Here is a 23,849-nt window from a genome sequence, read left to right as displayed (position 1 = left end):
CCACCTCCGATGAGAGAAGCCCTCGTCAAGGAAGCCCCCCTCTGGCCTGCCGGCCATCTCCCCCACAAGGGGGGAGAAAACCTGGGGCGCGACCTGACCTCCATTTCGACGGGAGCGCGAGGCAGCAAAGCCCCTCCCCCTTGTGGGGAGGGGTTGGGGAGGGGATATTTGGGGAGGCGCCACAATGAAACCCTTCGCCACCCTCCTCGACCGCCTCGTGCTCACCCCGTCGCGCAACGGCAAGCTCACCCTTCTCGCCGACTACTTCCGCGATACGCCCGATCCGGACCGGGGCTATGGTCTCGCCGCACTCGCCGGCGCGCTGGACCTGAAAAGCGTCAAGCCGGCCATGCTGCGTGATCTGGTGCTGGAGCGCATGGACCCGATCCTCTTCCAGTATTCCTACGACTATGTCGGCGATCTCGCCGAGACCATCTCGCTCGTCTGGGATGGCGGCCGGAAGGATACGATCGACGACGAGCACCAGCCGCGCCTCGGCGAGGTGGTGACGCGCATGAACTCGCTCGGCCGCACCGAGGTTCGCTCGGCCGTCCGCGACCTGCTCGACCGGCTCGATACGTCGAGCCGCTTCGCCTTCCTGAAGCTTGCCACCGGAGCGCTGCGCATCGGCGTTTCGGCCCGGCTCGCCAAGCAGGCGCTGTCGGACATGAGCGGCCCCGGAGAGAACAAAAAGGATGTGACCGAGATCGAGACCCTCTGGCACGGGCTGACGCCGCCCTACGAGCCGCTCTTCGCCTGGCTGGAGGGCAGGGCGGAAAAGCCGGTGCTCGCGACGCCCGCCATCTTCCATTCCGTCATGCTGGCCAATCCGGTGGAGGAGGGCGATCTCGAAAAGCTCGATCCGGCCGATTACGCCGCCGAATGGAAATGGGACGGCATCCGCGTGCAGATGTCGAGCTACGGCGGCACGCGAAAACTCTATTCCCGCTCCGGCGACGACATCACCGGCGCCTTTCCGGACATCGTCGGCGCGATCAATTTCGAAGGCGTCATCGATGGCGAACTGCTGGTCGGCGGCACGGCGCGCTCCAACAGCCCGACGCGCACCTTTTCCGACCTGCAGCAGCGGCTGAACCGAAAGACGGTGACCGGAAAGATGCTGGACGATTATCCGGCCTTCGTGCGCGCCTACGACCTGCTTTTCCGGGGCGACGAAGACATCCGCGCCGAGACCTTCTTCGAGCGCCGCCGGCACCTCGGCGACGTCATCGAGAAGGCGCCGCACGACCGTTTCGACCTTTCCGAACTCGTGCCTTTCTCCACCTGGGACGAGCTCGACCGGCTGCGCATCGCCCCGCCCGATCCGGTCATCGAAGGCGTGATGATCAAGAAGAAGGACAGTTCCTATCAGGCCGGCCGCCTCAAGGGGCCGTGGTTCAAGTGGAAGCGCGATCCCTACAATATCGACGCGGTGATGCTCTATGCCCAGCGCGGCCACGGCAAGCGGTCGAGCTACTATTCCGACTTCACCTTCGGTGTGTGGGCGCAGACGCCGGACGGCGAGGAACTGGTGCCGGTCGGCAAGGCCTATTTCGGCTTCACCGATGCGGAGCTCGAAGTGCTCGACAAGTTCGTGCGCGACAACACGGTCGATCGCTTCGGGCCGGTGCGGGCCGTGCGCGCCGAACCGGATTTCGGCTTCGTGCTGGAAGTCGCCTTCGAAGGCATCAACCGCTCGACCCGCCACAAATCCGGCGTCGCCATGCGTTTCCCCCGGATCGCCCGCCTGCGCCAGGACAAGCTGCCCCGCGACGCCGACCGGCTTTCGACGTTGACGGCCATGGTGGAGGCGAGGGAAGGATAATCATTGCCTGATATCGTATATGATATTACTATAGGTGTATGATTGTAGCGGATACCAACGTGATCGTCAGAGGCATCCGCTCTCCGCAGGGCGCATCCGGCCACGTTCTCAAGGGGATGCTGAGAGGCTCGACACCCTTTGCGATCTCTCCGGCTGTCGTCTTGGAGTATGAGGATGTCCTGTTCCGGGCCGGCATGCTCGGAGAGCCGCCGGTTGCTTCGAGAGAAGAGGTCGATATCATCATCGATGCCATCTGCACGATGGCATTCAAGGTATCCTCCTACTTTCGGTTTCGCCCGTTTCTGGACGATCCAAAGGACGACCTGTTCGTGGAATGTGCCTTTGCTGCCGGCGCAAGGATTATCGTGACGGATGACCGGCATTTTCGGTATGGCGCGCTTGACGCATTTGGCGTGAGAGCGATGAGCGCCCGCCAGTTCATTTTGGAAATGAGACCAGGAGAGCAATGATGAGCCAGTACCCCCTCAGGGTTCCCGATTATCTGATGGAGCAGGCCCGCACTGCTGCTGAAGAGGAGAACGTCTCAATCAATCAACTGCTCGTTTCGTTCATCGCTGAAGGCATAGGGCAACGTAAAGCTTGGAGGGCCTTGCAGAAGAGAGCCGGTCGTGGCGATCCCAAGAAGGCTCTGGCTATTCTCGAATCCTTGAATGGACAAGCGCCCGAGCCAGGTGATGATATGCCGGATATTTCGAAACGCTGATCAGGCCCGGCAGATATGGCAGACGACCGCATCTTCTCCTCGAAACCCTCTTCGGAAAATGGCGGTCTGAGCCGCCGCACGTTGCTCGCTGCGGCCGCCGGGCTCTCGGCCGTGGCGATGCTGCCGGCTGCGGCGCTGGCCGACTTTCCCATTCCGGAAGTCCCGCCGCTCGAACGGCTGGATTACGGGGAGGCGAGGAAGCGGTTCCATACGAACCTTTTGCGGAAGGGGCCGTCGCCGGAGAAGTCCGAGCCGCTCGGCACGCCGTCCGGAGCAAGGCGCGTCACCTACCACGGTGGGCCGGACGGTTCAATCGAACTGATCGCCTGGATCTCGCCTTACGAGCCTTCTTCGAAGCTGAAGCCCGCGGTGCTCTTCCTGCACGGCGGCAACGCGACCGGAGACGGCCACTGGGAACTGATGAAGCCCTATTGGGAGGCCGGCTTCGTCGTCATGCTGCCCTCGTTCCGTGGCGAGAACGGCCAGGCGGGCGATTTCTCCGGCTTCTACGACGAGACGGCCGATGCGCTGGCAGCCGCCGGCTATCTGGAGCAATTGCCGGGGATCGACAGGAACCGCCTCTTCCTGGCCGGGCACTCGAATGGCGGCACGCTGGCGCTGCTTGCCGCCATGAGCCGGACGTTCCGCGCCGCCGCGCCGATTTCGGCGGGCGTCAATTCCTGGCGGTTCTTCAACCGTTACGAACGGGAAATCCGCTTCGACGCAAGCGATCCCAAGGAGTTCGTCATGCGCTCGTCGGTCTGCTTCAGCCCGAGCCTCAAATGCCCGACGCTTTTGCTGCGCGGCAGCGAGGAGCGGCCGTTCGACAAGGACCACCAGCTCCTGATCACCCGCGCCCGCTCGGCCGGCATTCCGATCGAGGCGAAGACATTGCCGGGAACCCATAACGGCGTGGTACCCGGCGCCGTTGCCGAAAGCATCCGCTTCTTCGGTCAGGTGGCGGGATAGGCCCGGGTCTGTCTTTTCCCTGGTTTTCGCACTATGTTTCGGAAATGGAAACCGCGCAGGACCGCACTATTGTCCCCGCTGACTATCCGGAGCTGAAACAGCTCGTCTGGAGCCGCGACCCGTTGCGCCCGATTCCGGCCGGGGAGGTCCTCGCGATCTACGAGCGCAACTGGCGTTTTGTCGATGAGGAGCGCCTGACGAAACGGGAGGCCGACCTCATTCGCGATCTGGTCGCCGAATTCGGCCACGGCGTCTTGCTGAAATCCTGATGAAGACATTTCTGCGCCCCGAGCACCGGATCATTGCCGAAGCGCTGGCGCTGATGGATCACGCCTGCCTGCTGGCAAATGAATGCTGGTTCGGTGGCGGAACGGCGATTGTACTCAAGTTCGGAGAATATCGGCATTCTCTGGATATCGATTTTCTCTGCGCGTCGGCGGCGGGTTATCGCGAGCTTCGCACTGCTGCGACGGAGCGGGGCCTTGCCGCTTTTTTCCCGGAGACTGTAAAGGGACTGCGGGATTCAGGATCGATCAATACGGGCTCAGGACGATTCTCGAGTTCAAAGGGCAGCAGATCAAATTCGAGATCATTCGCGAAGCGCGGATTGCCTTAAGCGGTGGAATGGATTCCGATCTGGGCGTGCCGGTCCTTGGGCCGGAGGATATGTTTACCGAGAAGCTGCTTGCCAATGCGGATTGGTGTCAGGACCGTTCGGTCGCCTACAGGGATGCCTTCGATCTCGGCATGCTGGTCGAACATTTCGGCGCGCTTCCGGCCGGGGCCGTCGAAAAGGCGGCGGCCGCTTACGGGGCGGATGTCGAGCGGAAGCTGGCCTGGGTGGTGAACCGGCTGCGGGATGAGGCAGAGCGGAATGCTGCCGCCGACGCCCTGACCATGCAGCGTGAAAGGGCGTCGGATGCCATCTCCGCGCTGCGCCGTGAGGTCAGGCGGCTTTGGCCCCGGCTTGAAGTCCGTGCCTGAGCATCGCTCGTCTGGCCTCAGCCGGTTGCCAAAAAGCATCCGCTAGAACGCCCCGAACATCAGGAAGCGATGTGCCGCGGTTCCTGCCATCGCACCGTCCCCGACCGCGAGTGCCACCGATCCCGCGGCCCGGGCTGCATCGCCGCACGCGAAGACGCCGGCAATGCTGGTCTGCTTCGTCTCGTCGGTGCGGATGAACCGCCCCATCGGGCCGTCCTCCAGAGCGCAGCCGAGCTCTTCGGCGATCGGGCTGCCGATCTCGGTGCGCGGCATGGTGAAGAGCCCCGCGAAGGAAAGCGTCCGGCCGTCCTGCAGATGCACGTCGGCATGGCCGCCGATGGAACGGATCGGGCTTTCCTCGATCCTCGTGCCGCGTCGGGAAAGCTCGCGCAGTGCCTTGCCGTCGGGCTGGAACGCGCCGTTCAGCAGCAGCGTCGTCGGTCCCCAGTCCGGCAGCATCAGGCCGTGGTGCAGCGATGCGGGCGAAACCGCGATCACGCCGACCGCCCCCTGGTTCAGTTCGTAGCCGTGGCAATAGGGGCAATGGAAAACGCTTCTTCCCCACCGTTCCCGGAGCCCCGGTATCTCCGGCAGATGGTCCTTCACGCCGGTCGCGAGCACCAGCGCCTTTCCGGCCATGTCCTTGCCTCCGATGGAGACGGCGAAGCCGTCGCTTTCCTTGCGGGCGCTGTCCGCGCGTCCATCGATCCAGTCGACGGTCGGATAGGCCATAAGCTGCGCGCGCGCCTTTCCGGCGATCGCGCCGGGCTCTTCGCCGTCCTGCGTCAGGAAACCGTGCGAGTGCTCGGCAAACCGGTTGCGGCGGATGCCTTCGTCGATCACGAGAATCCGCCGGCGGGCGCGGGCGAGGGGAAGGCCCGCGGAGAGGCCGGCATAGCTGCCGCCGACAATGATGGCGTCATAGGTCATCGGTTCGCTCCTTCGAAATGTCTCGATACTCATAAAGTTACATGAATAGCCTTATGTCAAGCGATTTGTAACTTATCTTGTTGCGTGATGTTTCTTGAGCTAGAATGGTGAGGTGAGATCGATAAGGGAAGAACCCGATGAGACATGACGGCCGCCTTTCGCGCATGCTGCACGTGCTGATCCATATGGACCGCCACCAGGGAACGGCGACGTCGGAGACGATCGCCGCAATGCTGAATACCAACCCCGTGGTGATCCGCCGCACCATGGCCGGCTTGCGGGAGAAGGGATATGTCCGTTCCGAAAAGGGCCATGGCGGCGGCTGGACACTCGACCGCCGCCTGGAGGAGATGACGCTTCTCGATATCTACCGCGCGGTGGGCGAGCCGCCGGTTTTTGCCGTCGGCCCTGCCTGTGACAGGCCGGAATGCCTGGTGGAGCAGGCGGTCGATGCCGCCCTTGCCGATGCCTTCGAAGAAGCGGAAAGACTGCTCCTGGAGCGCTTCGCCCATGTGACGCTGGCGGACATCGCCCGCGATTTCGACAGCCGGATGTCGAGGCGTCCGGCAGCCCCGGCGGTCCCGGCCGGCGCCGACTGCCCTTCGTGAGCCTTTCCATAAGCTTCGCGCCAGCCGCGCCTGCCATTGTCGCTTGGACGTCATCTGCCGGAAGCGGGTTTCCATGCCATTTTCTTCTCAGCCTTTCCGCCGAATCCCCGGCCTCTCGCTGGTCGTTGCCGCGGCCGCCGCCTTGGCCGGTTGTCAGGTCCCTTTCGTCACCGATACGAGCCGGATGAACCCGGATGTCTTCGTCCAGGAGACGGCGCCGGTCTTCTATATCCCCCCTTACGAGGACCCGCCGAGCAATCTGCCCCCGCCCATGCCGGGCGGAATTCCGCACAAGCGTCAGCTCTACCCGTCGGATTTCCATCAGAAATATGGCCTGCCGGTCTCCAACCCCGTGCATCGGATGATGTACGGCGTCGTCCGCGACGAAGGGCACACGCTTCCGGAGATTCCCTATTCCCGCATAGACGCCCGCTATCTGCGCCAGGAAGTCGATTACCGCACGAACGAGGCGCCGGGCACGATCGTCGTCGATACCCGCGCGCATTTCCTCTATCTCGTCCAGCCGGAGGGCAGGGCGATCCGCTACGGCGTCGGTCTCGGCAAGGCGGGCTTCGGCTGGTCGGGCCGCGGCGTCATCCAGCGCAAGGCGAAATGGCCGCGCTGGACGCCGCCGGACGACATGGTCGCGCGCCAGCCGGAACTGCGCCAGTTCGCCGCTTCCAACGGCGGCGCCGATCCCGGCCTCAACAATCCGCTCGGCGCCCGCGCGCTTTATATCTTCCAGGACGGCAAGGATACGCTCTACCGCGTCCACGGCACGCCGGACTGGCAGTCGGTCGGCAAGGCGACGTCCTCCGGTTGCGTGCGCATGCTCAATCAGGATGTGATCGATCTCTTCGACCGGGTTCCGTCCGGCACGCCGATCGTGGTCATCTGACGTTGATGCAGCCCAAGCATCTAAGACGTTGATCTTGCAGATCCTCGGCACAGGGCCGAGGATGAGGACGCGTGTGTGCCGAAAGGTTTGTCAGCAGTCTGGCAGCGGCTTCGGCCGCTCTTTTCGTTTTTCATCCCGCGAGTTTGAAACGTCGTGTAGGTGTCGTGAATAGTTGCTTAATTACCGCAGACCTATGTTTTGAAGGCTGCGGAACGGGTTAGGAACCTTTAAGCCACCTTTCCGTTGAAGTATGCTTTTTGCTGTCCACGCGTTTTCATCGAGCGGTTCTCCACACATGATCCTGAACACTCCCTATTCCCGCCGAGGCTTTCTTTCTCTCCTGGGCGTGGGCACGGCATCGACCTTGGCCGGCTGCGCTTCGCCGGGCCCCGCACCCGGCGACACGATCATCAGCTATCGCGATGGCGGCAGCATCCGCCGGCCGGCCATCCTCCCCGGCAGCTCCCCGGAACTGGATCAGATGTATGGCACCGTCGTCGATGGCGGCTTCGTCATTCCGGCGGTCCCCTATCAGCAGATCAACCCGCGCTATTATCGCCAGCGGGTGGTGGACCCGACCGGCGAGCGTCCGGGCACGGTGGTGGTGGATACGCCCTCCCGCTTCCTCTATCTCGTCGAGCCCGGCGGTTCGGCGATGCGTTATGGCGTCGGCATCGGCCGCGAGGGTTTCTCCTGGTCGGGTGACGGCGTCATCCAGTGGCGGCAGAAATGGCCGAAATGGACGCCGCCGAACGAAATGATCGCCCGCCAGCCGGAACTTGCGCGATATTCGGCGGACAACGGCGGCATGCCGCCGGGTCTCACGAACCCGCTCGGCGCCCGCGCGCTCTATATCTTCCAGAACGGTCAGGATACGCTTTACCGCCTGCACGGATCGCCGGAATGGAATTCCATCGGCCGCGCGGTTTCGTCGGGCTGCGTGCGCCTGATGAACCAGGATATCATCGATCTCTACGACCGCGTGCCCCAGAAAGCCCGCATCGTCGTCTGGCAGTAGTCCGGCCCGCTGACGGGTCAGGAGGATATTGCCTGCCGAGGCTGGAGATGTCGCCCATGCTTGAGATCGATGCGCCGCTTGTCGAAAGGCTGGTAGCCGCGCAGTTCCCGCATTGGGCGCATCTGCCCGTCCGGCCCGTCGCTTCCGGCGGCTGGGATAACCGCACCTTCCACCTCGGCGACGAGATGTCGGTGCGCCTGCCGAGCGCGGAGCGTTATGTCGCCCAGGTCGAGAAGGAGCACCGCTTTCTGCCGGCGCTCGGCGCCCGCCTGCCGCTTCCCGTTCCGGCTCCCGTTGCGCTCGGCAAACCGGGAGAAGGCTATCCCTGGCCCTGGTCGGTCTATCGCTGGATCGAGGGCGAGACGGCGAAGCGCGAACGGATCGCCGACATGGCCCGCTTCGCCCGGGACCTGGCGGATTTTCTCATTGTGCTGTGGAGGATCGATGCCGCCGCGGGGCCGGCCGCCGGCACGCATAATTTCCACCGTGGCGGATCGCTTGCGGTCTATGACGAAGAGGCGCGGCGTTCGATCGAAATCCTCGCCGGCGAACTCGATGCGCCGCTGATGACCGAAATATGGGAGAGGGCGCTGGTCTCGAACTGGGCCGAGAGGCCAGTCTGGGTGCATGGCGATATCGCCGAGGGCAATCTGCTCGTCCGCGACGGCAGGCTTTCGGCGGTGATCGATTTCGGCAGTTCCGGCGTGGGCGATCCCGCCTGCGATCTTGTCATCGCCTGGACCCTGTTCGACCGGCCGGCTGCACAGGCGTTCCGGGAGCGCGTGGCGCTCGATCCCGATACCTGGGAAAGGGCGCGCGGCTGGTGCCTGTGGAAGGCGCTGATCACGATCGCCGATCTCAGGGAGAAAGACGGGAAGAGAGCCGATCTCCACCGCCGCTGGATCGAGCGGATCGTTTCGGATCACCTCGCCGCAGCCTGATCTTTGCCGGGAACCACCCCTGGAACTTTCCCGTTACAGGGCGTGACATTTCTGGAGAGAACCCATGCAGCAGCATTCGTTGTGGCGGGCCTACAGCTACGCCTGGATCACTCTTGCCTTCTTCGTCTTCAGCCTCGTGGGTCATTGGCTGTTCGGCTGGTTCGCCTTCGTCCAGGAACAGGCCGAACACGGCCAGCCGATCGAGCTTTCCGGCTATCTGGTCGAGATGCTCAGGGATACGTTCGAGAACTGGCAGTCCGAATTCCTGCAGCTTCTGTGGCAGGTGGGCGGGCTGGCGTTCTTCCTCTTCCTCGGCTCGCCGCAATCGAAGGAAGGCTCCGACCGGCTGGAGGCGAAGATAGACGTCATTCTCCGCAAGGTGGACCCCGAGGACGGGGAAGGGGTCATCCGGGATCTGGACGAGCGCTATTCCGGCCGCCACACGGACGAGCCCCACGCCCATAGGCCCTGACCTCGGCCATCATCCCTCAGGAGGCGGACAGCAATCTTTCCTTCAGCGCAACCAGGCCGTCGCGCAGCTCTGCCGCTTCATCGAGGCTGCAGCCGAGAGCCTTGCCGATCGCCTGGGTCACGCCCGCGGCCCGGCTCTTCAGTTCCGCGCCTTTCGCCGTCAGCGTAATCCTCACCTGCCTTTCATCGTCGCGGTCGCGCTTGCGGGCGACGAGGCCGGATTGCTCCAGCCGCTTCAGAAGAGGGGAGAGCGTGCCGGAATCGAGGCCGAGCCTTTCGCCGATCGCCTTCACCGGCTGGCCGTCCTCCTCCCAGAGCGCGATCATCACCAGATATTGCGGATAGGTGAGCCCGAGCGGGTCGAGCAGCGGCTTGTAGGTGCGGGTGAAGGCGTGCGCGGCGCCATAGATCGCAAAGCAGAGCTGTGCGTCGAGCCTGATCTCCACATCTTTCACGTCGCGCGCTTTTTTCTGCATGGCCGGTCCTGTCTTCACGTATCCGTGCTCTATGTTTTCCTCGTCCGGCATTTTCGCAGGCTTGACGCCGGATTGCAATGCGCGTAACTAGATTGTGCGCAACTTAATTGCGAACAAGTTATCAACCCAAGGGAGTTTGAACCATGCCCATTCTCTACACCACCAAGGCTTCCGCCACCGGCGGCCGCGCCGGCCATGCCCGTTCCGCAGACGGCGTGCTCGACGTGAACCTCACCGTTCCGAAGGAACTCGGCGGCGACGGCGCCACCGGCACCAACCCGGAACAGCTTTTCGCGGCCGGCTACTCCGCCTGCTTCCTCGGCGCGCTGAAATTCGTCGCCGGCAAGGAGAAGGTGAAGATCCCGGACGACGCCAAGGTGACGGCGACGGTCGGCATCGGCCCGCGCGAGGATGGCGGCGGCTTCGGCATCGAGGTCTCGCTGCTGGTCGACATTCCGGGCGTTGAAAAGTCGGTCGCCGAAGACCTCGTCGCCAAGGCGCATATCGTCTGCCCCTACAGCCACGCCATGCGCACCTCGACCGAAGTTCCGGTCTCGGTCGCCTGATGTAGCACTCAGGGGGAGCCGTCCTCGGTGTCGGCTCCCGTTCAGACCTGGCGCATCCGTCTGTCGCAGGCGGGCGTGCAGGCGATCCGTGATTTTCCGCTCACGCGGCTCGGGTTTTCGAGAGAGAATTTTGTCGCCGATCCGCGGATCGCCTCGATGCTTACCTGATCGAATTCAGCGTTGCCCTCAGCCGGTCCGACTCGCCCTCGCCGAGCTCCGCATCGATCTCGGCATGCACGCGCGTCCAGATCGGCAGCGCGGCGGAAAGCATGGTCGTTCCGTCATTCGTCAGCCTCAGAAGACGGCCGCGGCGGTCCTTGGGATCGACGGTCGTCTCCACGAGCCCGCGCCGCTCCAGCACTTTGAGTGCCGCCGTCAGCGTCGTGCGGTCCATGGCGAGCAGCTTGGCGACCGAGCCCATCGGGGCGGGCTGCGGCCGGTTCAGCGCCATCATCAGCGAGAACTGCCCGTTGGTGAGCCCGATCGGCTTCATGGCCTTGTCGAAACGCCGCGCCAGCGCCCGGGCCCCCCGCTGCACACACAGGCACAGGCACGTGTCGCGCACATGCAGGGTTGTCGAAAAAGGAATCACGTCGATGTTTTGAATGTTTGACAGCATGGAAAGACTATGTTGATATCAACATATCTTGTCAAGGATAGGAGGAGGCCTGTCATGGACGCCATCGTTTCACCGAAGACCCCATCGGAAAATCCCGTTGTATCCCGAGAGGAATGGCTGGAGGAGCGCCGCAAGCTGCTGGCTCTGGAGAAGGAGGAGACGCATCTGCGCGACAAGGTACGCGCCGAACGCCGGGCGCTTCCCTGGGTGAAGGTCGACAAGGACTATGTGTTCGACACGCCGGCAGGGAAGAAGACGCTTGCCGAACTTTTCGACGGCCGCAGCCAGCTCGTCATCTATCATTTCATGCTCGGTCCGGAATGGGAGGCCGGCTGCCCTGGCTGCTCCTTCCTGTCCGACCATTTCGACGGCACGCTGCCGCATCTCAACCATCACGATGTGACGCTGATTGCCGTCTCCCGCGCGCCGCTCGAAAAGATCGAGGCCTACAGGAAGCGCATGGGCTGGAAATTCCCCTGGGTCTCGTCCTACGGTTCGGATTTCAACTTCGACTACCACGTATCCTTCACGAAGGAGGATCTGGCGAAGGACAAGGTCTTTTATAACTTCACCGCCATCCCGCCGGAACAGGCGCATGACGAACTGCCGGGCCTTTCCGCCTTCTACAGGAACGAGAAGGGCGAGGTCTTCCATACCTATTCGAGCTATGCCCGCGGCGGCGAGGAACTGATCGGCACGCTGATGATCCTCGACCGGGCGCCCTTCGGCCGCAACGAGGACGCGACCATGAATTTCGTCAAGCGCCACGACGAATACGAACCGAAGCCGGAGGAGACAGGTTCATCCTCTTGCCATTAAGTGGGCTCATGATCGGCTATCACAGGGAGGAACAGCCATGGAAATGGAATTTGCCAAGCCGCAAGCCGAGCACGGTTTTCTGGAAAGAATGGTCGGCATCTGGGAGGTCACGTCCACCAGCATGGGCAATGACGAGAAATGGGTGGAAGTGGTCCGCTCTCTGCACGGCATCTGGTTCGTGGCCGAAGGCAACGGCGACATGCCGGGCGGCGGGTCCGCCACCACGGTCCTGACGCTCGGCTACGACCCCGCCAAGGGCAAATATGTCGGCAGCTGGATCGGCTCGATGATGACCCACATGTGGGTCTATGAGGGCGAGGTCTCCGCCGACGGCAGCACGCTCAACCTTTATACGACCGGCCCGGATTTCACCGATCCCGGCAAGACCGGCGAATACCGCGAGCAGATCATCTTCAAGGACGACGATCACCGCGTCTTCAACTCCAGCGCCAAACAGGCGGACGGCACCTGGAAAGAATTCATGGAAGCGCAATATGCGCGCAAGCGGTGAGCTTGCCTGCGCCAAAAACCGATCTCGCGGAGGAGACGACCATGTCGCAGACCGTTTCGGGGTCCCGTTCGGAGACCCATGGCAAATTCATCTGGTGCGAGCTGATGACGCCCGACACCGATGCCGCCGGAAAATTCTATTCGTCGGTGGTGGGCTGGAAGGTCACGAAGGCCGAGATGCCGGACATCGACTTCCCTTATTTCATGTTCGAGATGGGCGAGGGCGACAATTGTCCCGGCATCGGCGGCATGATGAATTTTCCGCCGGAGCTTGAAGGCAATATCCCGCCGAACTGGACCGGCTATGTCGCGGTCGACGATTGCGACCGGACGGCGAAGGATTTCGCGGAGAATGGCGGCCGCGTGCAGCGCGAGCCGGAGGACATCCCCGGCATCGGCCGTTTTGCGGTCGTCGCCGATCCGCATGGCGCGGTCATCTGCATCATGACGCCGATCCCGCCGGAAAACCCGCCGCAGGAACTGGCGCCCGATGCGGTCGGCAATGTCGGCTGGCGGGAGCTCTATGCCGGCAACGGCCAGGAAGCCTTCGACTTCTACTCGAAAATGTTCGGCTGGACGCTGGACCACGATTTCGACATGGGTCCGATGGGCGTCTACAAGGTCTTCGCCCATAACGGTCGGCAGACCGGCGGCATGATGACCAGGCCGGAGCAGGTGCCCGTGCCCTGCTGGTGCTATTACTTCAACGTCGATGCGATCGACGCGGCGGTCGAACGGGTCACGGCCGGCGGCGGGCAGATCCTCATGGGCCCGATGGAAGTCCCCGGCGGAAGCTGGATCATCCAGGGCCAGGATCCGCAGGGCGCATTCTTCGCGCTGGTGGCGGCGAAGAGATAGACCCAAAAACCGGAGTGCTGCGGAGACGCCCTTTCGCGAAGGGCAGGGGCGTTCCTGCGGCCACCGCGTATCGAAAACCTGATGTCTGCCAGGCGCCGCAGCGCCTGAATTCCTCGCGATGGCCGCATCCCGGATTTTTTCGCATGCCCCCTGTCGGCGCGGCGCGGGCTCGCTCGTCCTGTGGGCATCAAATCCGAGATGGAGGACAGGAACATGCGCAGGATTGTGATTTCAGCTTTCGTCAGCGTCGATGGCGTCATGCAGGCGCCCGGCGCGCCGCAGGAGGATACGACGGGCGGCTTCGCCCACGGCGGCTGGCTGGCAGGACTGCAGGACGAGGAGATCGGCCATGCGGTCGGCGAAATGTTCGTCAAGCCCTTCGACCTGCTGCTCGGCCGCTGGACCTACGATATTTTCGCCGCCTACTGGCCCTATATCGAAAGGAACCCTTCGGCAGACGGTTACCACGAAGGCACCGCCAGGATCGCCGAACTTTTCGACAGGGTCACGAAATTCGTCGCCACCCACCGCCCCGAGACGCTCACCTGGGCGAACAGCCGGGCGCTGGGCGAAGATGTCGCGGGCGCGCTGCGCAGCCTCAAGCGGGAGGACGGGCCGGATCTTCTCGTGCAGGGATCGACCGAGATCATCCAGATCCTGCTGGAAAACGACCTGCTCGACGAGATGACGCTGATCGTCGCGCCGATTGTGCTCGGCAAGGGCAAGCGGTTCTTCGGCTCGGGCGCCGTTCCGGCCGGACTGGAGCTCGTGAAGTCCGACGTCACGCCGAAGGGCACCATCATCGCCAGGTACCGCCGGGCCGGCGATGTCGAAACCGGTTCCTTCGCGCACCAACCGCCGAGCCCGGCGGAACTCGAACGTCGGGAGAAGATGGCGAAGGGCTGAGAATGGCAACCGGCGCTGAAGCCTCCCGGTTTCGCCGCGACCCGCCCGATACTCTCTCTGCCGGGGTAGGGTCATTGCATATGAGCAGAATATGCTGAAGCTTCCGTGGAATGATGAGGCGGCGGGGCGCTCCCCTTCTCCCCAGCGGGGAGAAGGTGGTCCGAAGGACCGGATGAGGGGGGCGAAGCCAAAATCCAGCACTTCGTTTGCCGCGTGTACACCCCCTCATCGCCTCGCTTTGCTCGGCACTTCTCCCCGCTGGGGAGAAGAGGGCGCAAGCCGAACTTGCTCGGTTCCTCATATGCGATAGCTCTGCCGCGCGGCCCCGCCGGAGCCCGGTTGGCCCGCCTATCGTTTCAGGCTTCCCAGAATGCCGCGGACGAGTGCCCGGCCGACCTGCGTGGCGACGGTGCGCGCGACGCTCTTCATCGCCGCTTCGACAACCGTTTCGCGCTGGTAGCCCGAGCGGCGCGGCTGGGCGCGGCCCCGTCCACCGCCCTCGTCGTCGCCGGTGCCGAAGCCCGGCAACGTCCAGCCGCCCGTCTCGCCGGAACCGCCAGGCGGCGCGGTCTGCAGCTCGTCCTGCGCCTTTTTCGCGGCAGCCGCATCGGCCGCCTGCTTGGCGCGGGCGGCCAGGATTTCGAAGGCCGATTCGCGGTCCAGGTCCTCGTCGTAGAGGCCGAGCACCGGGCTCCTGTCGATCACCGCCTGCCGCTCCTGGTCGGTCAGCGCACCAATGCGGCCGGATGGCGGGCGGATCAGCGTGCGTTCCACCATCGAGGGCGCGCCCTTGCCTTCGAGCGTCGAGACCAGCGCCTCGCCGGTACCGAGATTGGTGATCGCCTCGGCGCAATCGAAGGCCGGGTTGGGGCGGAAGGTGTCGGCTGCGGTCCTCACCGCCTTCTGCTCGCGCGGCGTATAGGCGCGCAGCGCGTGCTGCACCCGGTTGCCGAGCTGTGCCAGCACGGTTTCCGGCACGTCGAGCGGGTTCTGCGTCACGAAATAGACGCCGACGCCCTTGGAACGGATGAGGCGGACGACCTGCTCGACGCGCTCGGTGAGCACCTTCGGCGCGTCGTTGAAGAGCAGATGCGCCTCGTCGAAGAAGAAGACGAGCTTCGGCTTGTCCGGATCGCCCACTTCCGGCAATTCCTCGAAGAGCTCCGAGAGCAGCCACAGCAGGAAGGTCGCGTAGAGCCTCGGATTCATCATCAGCTTGTCGGCGGCGAGCACCGAAATCTGCCCGTAGCCGTTATTGGACGTGCGCATGATGTCGGTGATCTTCAGCGCCGGCTCGCCGAAGAAATGCTCCGCCCCCTGCTGTTCCAGCACCAGCAGCGCGCGCTGGATCGAGGCGACGGACGTCTTGGAAATCAGTCCGAACTGGCTGGAAAGCTCGCCGGAGTTTTCCGCCATGTAGTTGAGCAGCGAGGCGAAGTCCTTGAGGTCGAGCAGCGGCAGCCCCGCCTTGTCGGCGATCTTGAAGGCGATGTTGATGACGCCTTCCTGCGGTTCGGAAGCGTCCATCAGCCGGGAGAGCAGAAGCGGCCCCATCTCGGCGATCGTGGTGCGCACCCTGTGGCCCTTTTCGCCGAAGAGGTCCCAGAAGATCACCGGAAACTGCTCGAACTGGTAGTCGGCAAGGCCGATCTGCTCGGCGCGTTTCAGGAGGAAATCCTTCGGCTCGCCCTTGGCGGCGATGCCGGAGAGGTCGCCCTTGATGTCGGCGGCGAAGACGGGCACGCCGGCCTTCGAAAAGGCCTCGGCCAGGATCTGCAGGGTCACCGTCTTGCCGGTGCCGGTGGCGCCGGTGATCAGGCCGTGGCGGTTGCCGAACTTCAGCTCCAGATATTCAGCCTTGTTCAGCGAATCGTCCGGCTTGCGGCTGCCGCCGATGAAGAGCTTTCCCGTATCGTCCATGCAACTATGCGCTCCCTCGCCGCGTTGTTCGCCAATCACTTATAAGCCGTGCCGCGACGCCGGGCAACGGTGACGAGATTGCCGCGAAGCGACCGCGCGGGAAGGCTGGGTGAGGCATGACGACCGGCGAAACGGCCGCTCCATCGGAAAAGGGCAGGGGCCGCGAGGCCGGCTCCCCGGGCGAAATCCCGTCCCGCGGGTTGAAGGACGTCTTCTGGCGCGTCTATGCCGCCATCACTGAGGACCGTGTCATGCTGGTGGCGGCCGGCGTCACCTACTATCTTCTCCTGGCGCTCTTCCCCGCGGCCAGCGCATTGGTTTCCCTCTACGGCTTCGTCTCGGACCCGGCCGCGATCGCCGAACGGGTAGCCTTCCTGAGCGCCATCATGCCGGCGGATGCTCTGAACATCTTCCTGGGTCAGGTGCGCGGCCTGAGCGCGGAGCGCAACACCACGCTCTCGATCGGCCTGATCGGCGGCCTGCTCCTGGCGCTCTGGAGCTCCAATGCCGGCATGAAGGCACTGTTCGAGGCGATGAACGTGGCCTATGCGGAACAGGAGAAGCGAAGCCTCGTCCGGCTGAATCTCGTCTCGCTCCTCTTCACCCTCGGCGCCCTGATGCTGGCCATCGTCATCCTGATCGCCATGGGCATCGTACCTGCCGCTCTCAAATATCTCTGGCTCGATCGCTTCACCGAGGTCATCATACGCTTCGCGCGCTGGCCGGTGATGATGCTCTTTGTGGCGGGCGGCATCATGATGCTCTATCGCCTGGGCCCGAGCCGCGAGCCCGCAAAGCTCAGATGGCTCACCTGGGGTGCGGCATTCGCGACCGTCGCCTGGCTCCTGGCCTCGGTCGCGGTTTCCTTTTATCTGGGGAATATTGCCGATTACAACGCCACCTACGGGACGCTCGGCGCGCTGATCGGCTTCATGGTATGGACATGGATCTCGGTCATTATCGTCATTGTCGGCGCCGAAATCAATGCGGAGCTGGAGCATCAAACGGCCCGCGATTCGACGACCGGTACCGAAAAGCCGCTTGGGGCGCGCGGCGCCTACATGGCCGACACGGTGGGCGAGCGCTCCGACAAAGCCTGAACAAGAGCCTGCTCCCTGTTGGCTTCGGCAGGGACTGTGTGTATTACCTTGACGTGAACGTCAAAACCCCGAGGAGAGATTGATGAACGAACTGGTTTCCCGCGTCGCCGAGAATGTCGGCATTGCCCCGGACGTCGCCGAAAAGGCGGTCGGCATGATGCTCGGTTTCCTGCAGCGCGAGGCCGATGACGGCGCGGTCGCCCGGATGATCGAGGCCATCCCGGGTGCCCCGGAACTGGTCGCTCAGTTCAACGGCGAGGGGGCTGGCAATGGCGGTCTGCTCGGCGGCCTAATGTCGAGCTTCGGCGGCGGCGTCATGGCGCTTGGCCAGCAGTTGATGAGCCAGGGCCTCGGCATGGGCGAGATCACCGCGCTCGCCAAGGAGACGATCGCGATCGCCCGCGAGCATGCCGGCGACGAGGTGGTCGACACGGTCGTCGCCTCCGTTCCGGGCCTCAGCCAATTCGTCTGATGCGCCCGCCTGTGCGGTGCAAAAAGCGTTTGACTTTTCTCCGCTTTGGGCGCATCCCAGCGCGCAAGTGACGCCCGTTCGGGCGTCGCTCTTTCAAAGGACAAGAGAGATGAACCCCGACAGTCGAAGTTCGACGTCAATACACCGACCCGTCCTTTCGGGGCTCTGATCCTTTCTCGAAGGATACGCGCTCCTGAAGGACCGATGGTCCGAGAAAGGAGCTGTCATGCTGCGTATCCATGCCTATGACTTCGACCGCCTTGTGCTGGTTGCGTCCGATACGCCCGCCGTCGCCATGGCGCCCGCCGTTGCAGGAGATGCCGCAGTCGCGCTCGACGCGAATGCGCCGCCGCCCGTCGTCTGGTACGATCTCGTCAACCCCACGCCGGAGGAAGAACGTTCCGTCGGCGAGGCCCTCGGCATTGCCGTGCCGACGATGGACGAGATGGAGGACATCGAGCTTTCCGCCCGGCTCTATCAGGAAGGCGGGGCGGAATTCATGACCATGACGGTGCTGACGCGGCCCGATGCCGGCACGCCGCGCAAGGTTCCCGTCACCTTCATCGTCAAGGGCCAGGTTCTCGTCACCGTGCGTCACGCGGAGCCGCGGCCTTTCGATGCGTTTCTCGCGCGCGCCCGTCGCGGCAATGGCGCCGGCCTGCATTGCAGCAATGGCGAGCTCATCATGGCGGGGCTGATCGAGGCGGTGATCGATCGCATGGCCGATACGCTGGAGCGCCTCGGCAGTGATATCGACCAGATTTCCCAGGAGGTCTTCAGCGCCAAGGCCGCGAAGGTCAACAAGAAGACGCGCGACCTTCAGGAACTGATCCGCGAGATCGGCCAGACGGGTGAGTTCCTGACGGTCGTGCGGGAAAGCCTGGTCAGCGTCTCACGCGTGGTGGCCTATTACAGTGCGCTCGACGGCGTCGACCGCAAGCTCGCGAAAGAGCTTCGCCAGCGCCTCAAGCTCCTGCAGCGGGACGCGGCCTCGCTCGGCGATCACTCGGCGTTTCTGTCCGGCAAGATCAATTTCCTGCTGGATGCGACGCTGGGCCTGATCAACCTCGAGCAGAACCAGATCATCAAGATCTTCTCGGTTGCGGCGGTGGTCTTCCTGCCGCCGACGCTGGTCGCCTCGGTCTACGGCATGAACTTCGAAGCCATGCCGGAGCTGCAATGGCGCTACGGCTATCCGATGGCGATCGTCATGATGATCATCTCGATGATCCTGCCCTATCTCTACTTCAAGAGGAGAGGGTGGCTTTAAGGGCTTTGCCCCTCTCCCCGTCGTAATGGGAGAGGGGCAAAGCCGGTGAAAAGCACCTCGGGAGAGGGCTGGATCCGGCTCCTTCTCAAGCCTCACGGACCTCACTTATCCCAAACCGGTGCCAGATGCCCCGGGCTGACGATGCGGCCGTCCGGCTTGGCCAGGCCGTGGATCGCTTCCATCTCTTCGAGCGACAGCGCGAAGTCGAAAACGTCGAAGTTTTCGGGAAGGCGGGAGACGGTCGCGGTCTTGGAAAGCGCCACCACGTCCTTCTGCTGGATCGCCCAGCGCAGCGTCACCTGCGCCGCCGTCTTGCCGTGCCTGGCGCCGATTTCCTTCAAAAGCGGGTCCTTCGGCACCTTGCCGTCGGCCATCAGGTAATAGGCGGTCACCGACATGCCGGTCTTGCGGGCCTCGGTCAGAACCTTGGTCTGGTCGAGATAGGGATGGTATTCCACCTGGTTGGTGGCGATCGGCGCGTCGGAAAGCTTGACGGCTTCGGCCATCAGCGCGGTCGAGAAGTTGGAAACGCCGATATTCTTCACCTTGCCGGCCTGTCTGAGCTCGTTGAGCGCGCCGATGCGGTCGGCGAGCGGCATCTCGCTCTGCGGCCAGTGGAGCAGCAGCAGGTCGACGTAATCCGTCTTGAGCTTCTTCAGGCTCTCGTCGACCGAGGCGATGAAGGCGCCGTGGCCGACCTTGTCCACCCAGACCTTGGTGGTGAGAAAGATATCGGCGCGCGGAATGCCGGAGTTGGCGATCGCTTCGCCGACGGAAGCCTCGTTGCCGTAGATCTGCGCGGTGTCGACATGGCGGAAGCCGAGCTTCAGGGCTTCGGGCAGCACGCGAGCCACGTCTTCGTCGGGCATGCGGAAGGTGCCGAAGCCGAGGGCAGGAATATTGGCGCCGTTGGCGCTGACAGTGAACATCGATGGAACTCCTATGGGAAACCCGGGCCAAAGTGTAAGAATGGCGCCGGAAAAATGAGGCCCTTACTACATGGGCCGATTTGATGACGGATCAACCTCCGTCTTTTGGGGTGCCGCTCAGCCGGCGACGGGCGGGTTCAGACGGGCGAAACCCTCCTGCCGCCGGTAGGGAAAATGCGGATAGGGCGCGGTGACGGCGCTGGCCCGATCGAGCTTTTCGATCTGCGCCGCACTCAGCGACCAGCCGACGGCGCCGAGATTCTGGCGAAGCTGCTCCTCGTTGCGGGCGCCGATGATGACGGAGGAGACGGTCGGGCGGCTGACGAGCCAGTTGATCGCCACCTGCGGCACGGTCTTCCCCGTCTCCGCCGCGATCTCTTCCAGGGCATCGACCACCCGGTAAAGCAGTTCGTCCTCCACCGGCGGGCCGAAATCCGCCGTCTCGTGCAGGCGGCTGCCTTCCGGGATCGGCTTCTCCCGGCTGATCCTGCCGGTGAGCCGCCCCCAGCCGAGCGGGCTCCAGACGAGCGCGCCGAGGCCCTGATCCTGACCCAATGGCATCAGGTCCCATTCGTAGTCGCGGCCGACCAGCGAGTAATAGACCTGGTTCGCCACATAGCGCGTCCAGCCGTATTTGTCGGCGGCCGCCAGCGATTTCATGATCTGCCAGCCGGAGAAGTTGGAGACGCCGACATAGCGCAGCTTGCCGTCCTGCACGAGCCGGTCGAGCGTCGAGACGACTTCCTCGACGGGCGTCGAGGCGTCGAATGCATGCAGCTGGAAGATATCGATATGGTCGGTGCCGAGCCGCTTCAGCGCCGCCTCCACCGACCGGATCAGCCGCGAGCGGGAAGAGCCCCAGTCGTTCGCCCCGTCGCCCATCGGCAGGCTCGCCTTGGTGGAGATCAGCACGGCATCGCGCCGGTCCTTGATCGCTTGCCCAAGCACTTCTTCCGAAGCGCCGTTCGAATAGACGTCGGCCGTGTCGAACAGGTTGACGCCGGCTTCGATGCAGATGTCGACAAGGCGGCGGGCCTCTTCCACATCGGTCGTGCCCCAGTGGCTGAAAAGCGGGCCGGAGCCGCCGAACGTGCCGGCTCCGAAGCTTAAGACCGGTACCTTGAGGCCGGATGCGCCGAGATTGCGGTATTCCATGGTCGTGGTCCTTTGCTGGAGATTATTCCGCCGGGCAGCTCAGCGCCGCTGAGGCCATGCCTTCGCTGCGCTTGTCGAGCCGGATCGCGAGGAGCGCGACCGCAAGGGCGGCGATCGGGACCAGGCCGGCGACGAACGTGACCGAGCCGAGGCCGGGACCGTGATCGATGACGACTCCGCCGAGCCAGGCGCCGATCGCGTTTCCGAGATTGAAGGCGGCGATGTTGAAGGACGAGGCGAGGCCCTGGCCGGCGCCCTCGGCTTGTCTCAGCACCCACATCTGCAGCGGCGAGACGGTCGCGAAGGCTGCGGCGCCGAAGAGGCCGATGGCGATCACGGCGAGAGCCGGCTGGTGGATCGCGGCGGTCATGGCGAGAAGCACGACGGAGAGCGCCACGAGGCTGCCGACGATGGTCGAGACGAGACGCCGGTCCGCCAGCCAGCCGCCGAGAAGGTTGCCGACCACGAGCCCGCCGCCGAAGACGAGCAGGATCGGCGAGACGGCGGCTTCCGAAAAGCCGGTGATCTCGGTCAGGATCGGCGCGATATAGGTGAAGCCCGCGAAGACGCCGACCCAGGAAAGCACCGTCATCAGGAGGCCGAGGACCACGGCGCGGCGGCCGAGCACGGCAAGCGCGCCCTGCGAACCTTCTTCTTGCCTGTCGTCGGCGGCCTTGTCCTTCGGAACGAGAGCCGCGATCACGGCGAGAGCCACGAGGCCGATGACCGTCACGGCGAAGAAGGTCGAGCGCCATCCATAGGCCTGGCCGAGCCAGGTGCCGAAGGGCACGCCGAGAATGTTGGCGACCGTCAGGCCGGTGAACATGATGGCGATCGCGGACGCCTTCTTGTTCGCCGGCACGAGGCCGGTGGCGACGACGGAGCCGACGCCGAAGAAGGAGGCATGCGCGAAGGCGGTGAGAACGCGGGCCGCCATCAGCGTCCAGTAGTCGGGCGCGAGCGCACAGGCGAGGTTGCCGATGGTGAAAACCACCATCAGGCTCATGAGCAGCGTCTTTTTCGACCATCTGCCGGCGATGGCGCCGAGCAGCGGCGCGCCGATCACGACGCCGAGCGCATAACCGGAGATGAGCAGCCCGGCCGCCGAGATCGATACGCCGAGATCGGCGCTGACATCGATGAGCAGGCCCATGATGACGAATTCCGTGACGCCGATCCCGAAGGCCCCGGCCGTCAGGGCATAGAGAGCAAGTGGCATGAGGGTAGTCCTTGTCCTGGGGAGGAATTGATGCGCCGCAATATCGTCGCGGGGGACTTGCCTGTGTAGCAGGGGAGGTGGATAATCATTTGTGAAATTGTTTCACAGATAGAGATACGTTGTGCCGAGCCGCCCCCCACCTGGCCTCCGCTACGCTCGGCCACCACCCGGGGACGGGTCGACGGCCCCGTCCCGTCCTCCGCCCCCCGAGGGGAGAGGAGGGAATAGCGACGGCGCGGCAAATCTCTTCTCCCCCTCGGGGAGAAGGTGCCGGCAGGCGGATGAGGGGGCTGCGACGGTTACTAAGCTTAGGAGAACCACTGATGGACAACCGCGCCGGCGAAATGGAAGTCTTCGTGCTTGCCGCCGAGCTCAAGAGCTTCTCGGCCGCCGGCCGCAAGCTGAAGCTCTCGCCCTCTGCGGTGAGCAAGCTCGTCACCCGGCTGGAAAACCGGCTCGGCACCCGCCTCGTCGTGCGCTCGACACGTCTTCTGCAGCTCACGCCGGAGGGCGAGACCTATCTCGCGCGCGCCCAGCGCATCCTGGCCGAGATCGCCGACACGGAAGAGGTGGTTTCCGGGGGAGGGCGCATGCTGCCGCGCGGGCCGCTTGTCGTCAACGCCTCGGTCGGCTTCGGCGAGCGCTATATCCTGCCGCTTGCGGGCGAATTCCAGCGGCTCTTCCCGGACGTGCAGCTCGATGTCACGCTCACCGACGACGTCGTCGATCTGATCCGCGAGCGGGTGGATATCGCCATCCGCCACGGGCCGCTGCGCGATTCGTCGCTGATGGCGAGGAAGCTCGGCGAAAGCCGGCAGGTGGTCATGGCCTCGCCCGAATATCTCGACCGTCGCGGCACGCCGAAGACGCCGGACGATCTCGCCCATCACAATTGCATCAATTTCAATTTCCGCAGATCGGTGGAAGGCTGGCCCTTTCGTGATCCGCAAACGGGCCGGCGCGATCTCCTTCCCGTCTCGGGCAGCCTCAAGGCGAGCAACGGCTCGATCATCCGCCAGTTCTGCCTGGCGGGGCTCGGCATCGGCCGCGTCGGGCGTTTCCATGTGGAGCCGGATATCGAGGCCGGCCGCCTCGTGCCGGTTCTGGAGGATTTCAACCCCGAGGACATCGAGGTCATCCACGCCGTCTATGCCGGCCATGAACATCTCGCCGTGCGCATCCGCACCTATATCGATTTCCTCGCGGCGCGGCTTTGACCCCAATCCCGATCACATTGATCGTCAAACGTGTCTTCTGCGCCACAGATTTGCCTTGCTTTGGCCGATTTCCCTCTCCAAATCCATGGGTTAGGAGAATCTCACCCATGAATGACCAATTGAACGAAATCATCGCCCGCATCCGGGCGGAGGTCACCGCCGGTTCGGCCGAGCGTCCGCATCTCAGCGTGCCGACGGAGGATCTCCGGCTGCTGGTCCAGAGCTTTGAAATCCTCCATTCGGAGAGGGAGGAACTGCGCCGCCGGGTCGATCAGCACGCGGATGTCATGGAGGCGGTCGTCGTCTTCATCGAAGCCTATCGCGACAAGTACAAGAACTACGGCAGCGGCGGCGTGCGCCCGAGCGCGGTCCTGCGCCGCGAAGTGTGGCGGATCTGGGCCGCCATGCATGGCCATGCCATCGTGACCGACAGCAGCTTCTGATT

30 protein-coding genes are annotated in these 23,849 nt (G+C 64.0%); 23 read left to right on the top strand and 7 right to left on the bottom strand.

Annotation, left to right across the window (positions count from 1 at the left end; translation table 11 throughout):
• Positions 1-184: 184 nt before the first annotated feature.
• From ACMGE0_RS20430 to ACMGE0_RS20400, 7 genes are read left to right on the top strand one after another with little or no spacing between them, the layout of a single operon-like run.
• The gene (locus tag ACMGE0_RS20430; protein WP_436817715.1) at positions 185-1,825 is read left to right on the top strand and encodes a cisplatin damage response ATP-dependent DNA ligase; all 1,641 of its coding nucleotides are present in this window, start codon (positions 185-187) and stop codon (positions 1,823-1,825) included.
• A 38-nt stretch (positions 1,826-1,863) separates the two neighbouring features.
• A complete protein-coding gene (locus ACMGE0_RS20425) occupies positions 1,864-2,295 on the top strand; it encodes a PIN domain-containing protein (RefSeq protein WP_436817714.1) in 432 nt (143 codons plus the stop codon).
• Positions 2,295-2,549 carry a hypothetical protein gene (locus ACMGE0_RS20420; RefSeq protein ID WP_436817713.1) on the top strand — a complete coding sequence of 85 codons (255 nt, stop codon included), beginning with the start codon at positions 2,295-2,297 and terminating at the stop codon, positions 2,547-2,549. Before ACMGE0_RS20425 ends, ACMGE0_RS20420 begins: the two co-directional genes overlap by 1 nt.
• A 15-nt stretch (positions 2,550-2,564) precedes the next feature.
• Positions 2,565-3,518: an alpha/beta hydrolase family protein gene (locus tag ACMGE0_RS20415; RefSeq protein WP_436817712.1), complete on the top strand. Its 954-nt coding sequence runs from the start codon at positions 2,565-2,567 to the stop codon at positions 3,516-3,518.
• A gap of 44 nt (positions 3,519-3,562) precedes the next feature.
• Entirely contained in the window at positions 3,563-3,787 is a 225-nt protein-coding gene (locus ACMGE0_RS20410) for a hypothetical protein (protein WP_436817711.1), read from the top strand.
• Entirely contained in the window at positions 3,787-4,134 is a 348-nt protein-coding gene (locus ACMGE0_RS20405) for a nucleotidyl transferase AbiEii/AbiGii toxin family protein (RefSeq protein ID WP_436817710.1), read from the top strand. Before ACMGE0_RS20410 ends, ACMGE0_RS20405 begins: the two co-directional genes overlap by 1 nt.
• Positions 4,047-4,502, top strand: coding sequence for a nucleotidyl transferase AbiEii/AbiGii toxin family protein (locus tag ACMGE0_RS20400; RefSeq protein ID WP_436817764.1), 456 nt, complete (start codon positions 4,047-4,049; stop codon positions 4,500-4,502). Before ACMGE0_RS20405 ends, ACMGE0_RS20400 begins: the two co-directional genes overlap by 88 nt.
• A 42-nt stretch (positions 4,503-4,544) precedes the next feature.
• Here the strand turns inward: ACMGE0_RS20400 and ACMGE0_RS20395 are convergent, their stop codons facing one another.
• Positions 4,545-5,432, bottom strand: coding sequence for an NAD(P)/FAD-dependent oxidoreductase (locus tag ACMGE0_RS20395; RefSeq protein WP_436817709.1), 888 nt, complete (start codon positions 5,430-5,432; stop codon positions 4,545-4,547).
• A gap of 137 nt (positions 5,433-5,569) precedes the next feature.
• On the opposite strand from ACMGE0_RS20395, the gene ACMGE0_RS20390 reads away from it, so the two are divergent.
• The 5 genes from ACMGE0_RS20390 (at position 5,570) to ACMGE0_RS20370 (ending at position 9,369) form a co-directional block, all read left to right on the top strand.
• The gene (locus ACMGE0_RS20390) at positions 5,570-6,040 is read left to right on the top strand and encodes an Rrf2 family transcriptional regulator (protein ID WP_436817708.1); all 471 of its coding nucleotides are present in this window, start codon (positions 5,570-5,572) and stop codon (positions 6,038-6,040) included.
• Positions 6,041-6,113: 73 nt separating this feature from the next.
• Positions 6,114-6,938, top strand: a complete 825-nt coding sequence (locus ACMGE0_RS20385) for a L,D-transpeptidase (protein WP_436817707.1) — start codon at positions 6,114-6,116, stop codon at positions 6,936-6,938.
• Positions 6,939-7,233: 295 nt separating this feature from the next.
• Entirely contained in the window at positions 7,234-7,956 is a 723-nt protein-coding gene (locus tag ACMGE0_RS20380; RefSeq protein ID WP_436817706.1) for a L,D-transpeptidase, read from the top strand.
• A 47-nt stretch (positions 7,957-8,003) separates the two neighbouring features.
• Positions 8,004-8,897: an aminoglycoside phosphotransferase family protein gene (locus tag ACMGE0_RS20375; RefSeq protein WP_436817705.1), complete on the top strand. Its 894-nt coding sequence runs from the start codon at positions 8,004-8,006 to the stop codon at positions 8,895-8,897.
• A 64-nt stretch (positions 8,898-8,961) separates the two neighbouring features.
• Positions 8,962-9,369 (top strand): DUF6766 family protein, encoded by a 408-nt coding sequence (locus ACMGE0_RS20370; protein ID WP_436817704.1) that lies wholly within the window; start codon positions 8,962-8,964, stop codon positions 9,367-9,369.
• A gap of 16 nt (positions 9,370-9,385) precedes the next feature.
• Here ACMGE0_RS20370 and ACMGE0_RS20365 read toward each other — a convergent pair whose 3' ends face one another.
• A complete protein-coding gene (locus ACMGE0_RS20365; RefSeq protein WP_436817703.1) occupies positions 9,386-9,844 on the bottom strand; it encodes a MarR family winged helix-turn-helix transcriptional regulator in 459 nt (152 codons plus the stop codon).
• Between the two features lie 143 nt (positions 9,845-9,987).
• Here ACMGE0_RS20365 and ACMGE0_RS20360 point away from each other — a divergent pair, with 143 nt between their 5' ends.
• Together ACMGE0_RS20360 and ACMGE0_RS20355 are read left to right on the top strand one after the other, a co-directional pair.
• Positions 9,988-10,410 (top strand): organic hydroperoxide resistance protein, encoded by a 423-nt coding sequence (locus ACMGE0_RS20360; RefSeq protein ID WP_085422665.1) that lies wholly within the window; start codon positions 9,988-9,990, stop codon positions 10,408-10,410.
• 27 nt (positions 10,411-10,437) lie between these two features.
• The gene (locus ACMGE0_RS20355) at positions 10,438-10,578 is read left to right on the top strand and encodes a hypothetical protein (protein ID WP_436817702.1); all 141 of its coding nucleotides are present in this window, start codon (positions 10,438-10,440) and stop codon (positions 10,576-10,578) included.
• Here the strand turns inward: ACMGE0_RS20355 and ACMGE0_RS20350 are convergent.
• Positions 10,571-11,017 carry a MarR family winged helix-turn-helix transcriptional regulator gene (locus tag ACMGE0_RS20350; protein WP_436817763.1) on the bottom strand — a complete coding sequence of 149 codons (447 nt, stop codon included), beginning with the start codon at positions 11,015-11,017 and terminating at the stop codon, positions 10,571-10,573. The genes ACMGE0_RS20355 and ACMGE0_RS20350 overlap by 8 nt on opposite strands.
• Positions 11,018-11,083: 66 nt before the next feature.
• On the opposite strand from ACMGE0_RS20350, the gene ACMGE0_RS20345 reads away from it, so the two are divergent.
• The 4 genes from ACMGE0_RS20345 (at position 11,084) to ACMGE0_RS20330 (ending at position 14,122) form a co-directional block, all read left to right on the top strand.
• On the top strand, positions 11,084-11,848 hold the full coding sequence (locus ACMGE0_RS20345; protein ID WP_436817701.1) for a DUF899 domain-containing protein: 765 nt from the start codon (positions 11,084-11,086) through the stop codon (positions 11,846-11,848).
• Between the two features lie 43 nt (positions 11,849-11,891).
• On the top strand, positions 11,892-12,359 hold the full coding sequence (locus ACMGE0_RS20340) for a DUF1579 domain-containing protein (protein ID WP_436817762.1): 468 nt from the start codon (positions 11,892-11,894) through the stop codon (positions 12,357-12,359).
• Positions 12,360-12,400: 41 nt separating this feature from the next.
• Positions 12,401-13,216, top strand: a complete 816-nt coding sequence (locus ACMGE0_RS20335; RefSeq protein WP_436817700.1) for a VOC family protein — start codon at positions 12,401-12,403, stop codon at positions 13,214-13,216.
• 213 nt (positions 13,217-13,429) lie between these two features.
• Positions 13,430-14,122, top strand: a complete 693-nt coding sequence (locus tag ACMGE0_RS20330; RefSeq protein WP_436817699.1) for a dihydrofolate reductase family protein — start codon at positions 13,430-13,432, stop codon at positions 14,120-14,122.
• 348 nt (positions 14,123-14,470) lie between these two features.
• Here the strand turns inward: ACMGE0_RS20330 and ACMGE0_RS20325 are convergent, their stop codons facing one another.
• On the bottom strand, positions 14,471-16,042 hold the full coding sequence (locus ACMGE0_RS20325; RefSeq protein WP_436817698.1) for a helicase HerA-like C-terminal domain-containing protein: 1,572 nt from the start codon (positions 16,040-16,042) through the stop codon (positions 14,471-14,473).
• 116 nt (positions 16,043-16,158) lie between these two features.
• Between ACMGE0_RS20325 and ACMGE0_RS20320 the strand changes: the two genes are divergently transcribed.
• The 3 genes from ACMGE0_RS20320 to corA all read left to right on the top strand — a co-directional run bounded on the left by ACMGE0_RS20320 (position 16,159) and on the right by corA (position 18,884).
• Positions 16,159-17,142: a YihY/virulence factor BrkB family protein gene (locus tag ACMGE0_RS20320; RefSeq protein WP_436817697.1), complete on the top strand. Its 984-nt coding sequence runs from the start codon at positions 16,159-16,161 to the stop codon at positions 17,140-17,142.
• A gap of 82 nt (positions 17,143-17,224) precedes the next feature.
• On the top strand, positions 17,225-17,614 hold the full coding sequence (locus tag ACMGE0_RS20315; protein ID WP_436817696.1) for a hypothetical protein: 390 nt from the start codon (positions 17,225-17,227) through the stop codon (positions 17,612-17,614).
• 226 nt (positions 17,615-17,840) lie between these two features.
• Positions 17,841-18,884: a magnesium/cobalt transporter CorA gene (gene corA, locus ACMGE0_RS20310; RefSeq protein ID WP_436817695.1), complete on the top strand. Its 1,044-nt coding sequence runs from the start codon at positions 17,841-17,843 to the stop codon at positions 18,882-18,884.
• 101 nt (positions 18,885-18,985) lie between these two features.
• Here the strand turns inward: corA and ACMGE0_RS20305 are convergent, their stop codons facing one another.
• The 3 genes from ACMGE0_RS20305 to ACMGE0_RS20295 all read right to left on the bottom strand — a co-directional run bounded on the left by ACMGE0_RS20305 (position 18,986) and on the right by ACMGE0_RS20295 (position 22,187).
• Complete coding sequence (locus tag ACMGE0_RS20305) at positions 18,986-19,813, bottom strand: aldo/keto reductase (RefSeq protein WP_436817694.1); 828 nt, start codon at positions 19,811-19,813, stop codon at positions 18,986-18,988.
• Positions 19,814-19,930: 117 nt separating this feature from the next.
• Positions 19,931-20,968: an aldo/keto reductase gene (locus tag ACMGE0_RS20300; protein ID WP_436817693.1), complete on the bottom strand. Its 1,038-nt coding sequence runs from the start codon at positions 20,966-20,968 to the stop codon at positions 19,931-19,933.
• 22 nt (positions 20,969-20,990) lie between these two features.
• Positions 20,991-22,187: an MFS transporter gene (locus ACMGE0_RS20295; protein WP_436817692.1), complete on the bottom strand. Its 1,197-nt coding sequence runs from the start codon at positions 22,185-22,187 to the stop codon at positions 20,991-20,993.
• A 323-nt stretch (positions 22,188-22,510) separates the two neighbouring features.
• Between ACMGE0_RS20295 and ACMGE0_RS20290 the strand changes: the two genes are divergently transcribed.
• Complete coding sequence (locus ACMGE0_RS20290; RefSeq protein ID WP_436817691.1) at positions 22,511-23,404, top strand: LysR family transcriptional regulator; 894 nt, start codon at positions 22,511-22,513, stop codon at positions 23,402-23,404.
• A 107-nt stretch (positions 23,405-23,511) separates the two neighbouring features.
• Positions 23,512-23,847, top strand: coding sequence for a hypothetical protein (locus ACMGE0_RS20285; RefSeq protein WP_436817690.1), 336 nt, complete (start codon positions 23,512-23,514; stop codon positions 23,845-23,847).
• Positions 23,848-23,849 lie beyond the last annotated feature (2 nt).

The organism is Neorhizobium descurainiae, from assembly GCF_051400715.1.
Classification (GTDB): Bacteria; Pseudomonadota; Alphaproteobacteria; order Rhizobiales; family Rhizobiaceae; genus Neorhizobium.
This window is presented reverse-complemented; position numbering and strand designations above follow the sequence as displayed.

What these genes read in the sequence shown, in the direction of transcription:
- ACMGE0_RS20370 (WP_436817704.1), top strand. Translation starts at nt 8,962, where the DNA reads ATGCAGCAGCATTCGTTGTGGCGGGCCTACAGCTACGCCTGGATCACT.
- ACMGE0_RS20420 (WP_436817713.1), top strand. Translation starts at nt 2,295, where the DNA reads ATGAGCCAGTACCCCCTCAGGGTTCCCGATTATCTGATGGAGCAGGCC.
- ACMGE0_RS20425 (WP_436817714.1), top strand. Translation starts at nt 1,864, where the DNA reads ATGATTGTAGCGGATACCAACGTGATCGTCAGAGGCATCCGCTCTCCG.
- corA (WP_436817695.1), top strand. Translation starts at nt 17,841, where the DNA reads ATGCTGCGTATCCATGCCTATGACTTCGACCGCCTTGTGCTGGTTGCG.
- ACMGE0_RS20335 (WP_436817700.1), top strand. Translation starts at nt 12,401, where the DNA reads ATGTCGCAGACCGTTTCGGGGTCCCGTTCGGAGACCCATGGCAAATTC.
- ACMGE0_RS20380 (WP_436817706.1), top strand. Translation starts at nt 7,234, where the DNA reads ATGATCCTGAACACTCCCTATTCCCGCCGAGGCTTTCTTTCTCTCCTG.
- ACMGE0_RS20340 (WP_436817762.1), top strand. Translation starts at nt 11,892, where the DNA reads ATGGAATTTGCCAAGCCGCAAGCCGAGCACGGTTTTCTGGAAAGAATG.
- ACMGE0_RS20330 (WP_436817699.1), top strand. Translation starts at nt 13,430, where the DNA reads ATGCGCAGGATTGTGATTTCAGCTTTCGTCAGCGTCGATGGCGTCATG.
- ACMGE0_RS20390 (WP_436817708.1), top strand. Translation starts at nt 5,570, where the DNA reads ATGAGACATGACGGCCGCCTTTCGCGCATGCTGCACGTGCTGATCCAT.
- ACMGE0_RS20315 (WP_436817696.1), top strand. Translation starts at nt 17,225, where the DNA reads ATGAACGAACTGGTTTCCCGCGTCGCCGAGAATGTCGGCATTGCCCCG.
- ACMGE0_RS20325 (WP_436817698.1), bottom strand. Translation starts at nt 16,042, where the DNA reads ATGGACGATACGGGAAAGCTCTTCATCGGCGGCAGCCGCAAGCCGGAC.
- ACMGE0_RS20345 (WP_436817701.1), top strand. Translation starts at nt 11,084, where the DNA reads ATGGACGCCATCGTTTCACCGAAGACCCCATCGGAAAATCCCGTTGTA.
- ACMGE0_RS20385 (WP_436817707.1), top strand. Translation starts at nt 6,114, where the DNA reads ATGCCATTTTCTTCTCAGCCTTTCCGCCGAATCCCCGGCCTCTCGCTG.
- ACMGE0_RS20375 (WP_436817705.1), top strand. Translation starts at nt 8,004, where the DNA reads ATGTCGCCCATGCTTGAGATCGATGCGCCGCTTGTCGAAAGGCTGGTA.
- ACMGE0_RS20305 (WP_436817694.1), bottom strand. Translation starts at nt 19,813, where the DNA reads ATGTTCACTGTCAGCGCCAACGGCGCCAATATTCCTGCCCTCGGCTTC.
- ACMGE0_RS20365 (WP_436817703.1), bottom strand. Translation starts at nt 9,844, where the DNA reads ATGCAGAAAAAAGCGCGCGACGTGAAAGATGTGGAGATCAGGCTCGAC.
- ACMGE0_RS20285 (WP_436817690.1), top strand. Translation starts at nt 23,512, where the DNA reads ATGAATGACCAATTGAACGAAATCATCGCCCGCATCCGGGCGGAGGTC.
- ACMGE0_RS20295 (WP_436817692.1), bottom strand. Translation starts at nt 22,187, where the DNA reads ATGCCACTTGCTCTCTATGCCCTGACGGCCGGGGCCTTCGGGATCGGC.
- ACMGE0_RS20300 (WP_436817693.1), bottom strand. Translation starts at nt 20,968, where the DNA reads ATGGAATACCGCAATCTCGGCGCATCCGGCCTCAAGGTACCGGTCTTA.
- ACMGE0_RS20430 (WP_436817715.1), top strand. Translation starts at nt 185, where the DNA reads ATGAAACCCTTCGCCACCCTCCTCGACCGCCTCGTGCTCACCCCGTCG.
- ACMGE0_RS20320 (WP_436817697.1), top strand. Translation starts at nt 16,159, where the DNA reads ATGACGACCGGCGAAACGGCCGCTCCATCGGAAAAGGGCAGGGGCCGC.
- ACMGE0_RS20290 (WP_436817691.1), top strand. Translation starts at nt 22,511, where the DNA reads ATGGACAACCGCGCCGGCGAAATGGAAGTCTTCGTGCTTGCCGCCGAG.
- ACMGE0_RS20415 (WP_436817712.1), top strand. Translation starts at nt 2,565, where the DNA reads ATGGCAGACGACCGCATCTTCTCCTCGAAACCCTCTTCGGAAAATGGC.
- ACMGE0_RS20395 (WP_436817709.1), bottom strand. Translation starts at nt 5,432, where the DNA reads ATGACCTATGACGCCATCATTGTCGGCGGCAGCTATGCCGGCCTCTCC.
- ACMGE0_RS20360 (WP_085422665.1), top strand. Translation starts at nt 9,988, where the DNA reads ATGCCCATTCTCTACACCACCAAGGCTTCCGCCACCGGCGGCCGCGCC.
- ACMGE0_RS20405 (WP_436817710.1), top strand. Translation starts at nt 3,787, where the DNA reads ATGAAGACATTTCTGCGCCCCGAGCACCGGATCATTGCCGAAGCGCTG.
- ACMGE0_RS20410 (WP_436817711.1), top strand. Translation starts at nt 3,563, where the DNA reads ATGGAAACCGCGCAGGACCGCACTATTGTCCCCGCTGACTATCCGGAG.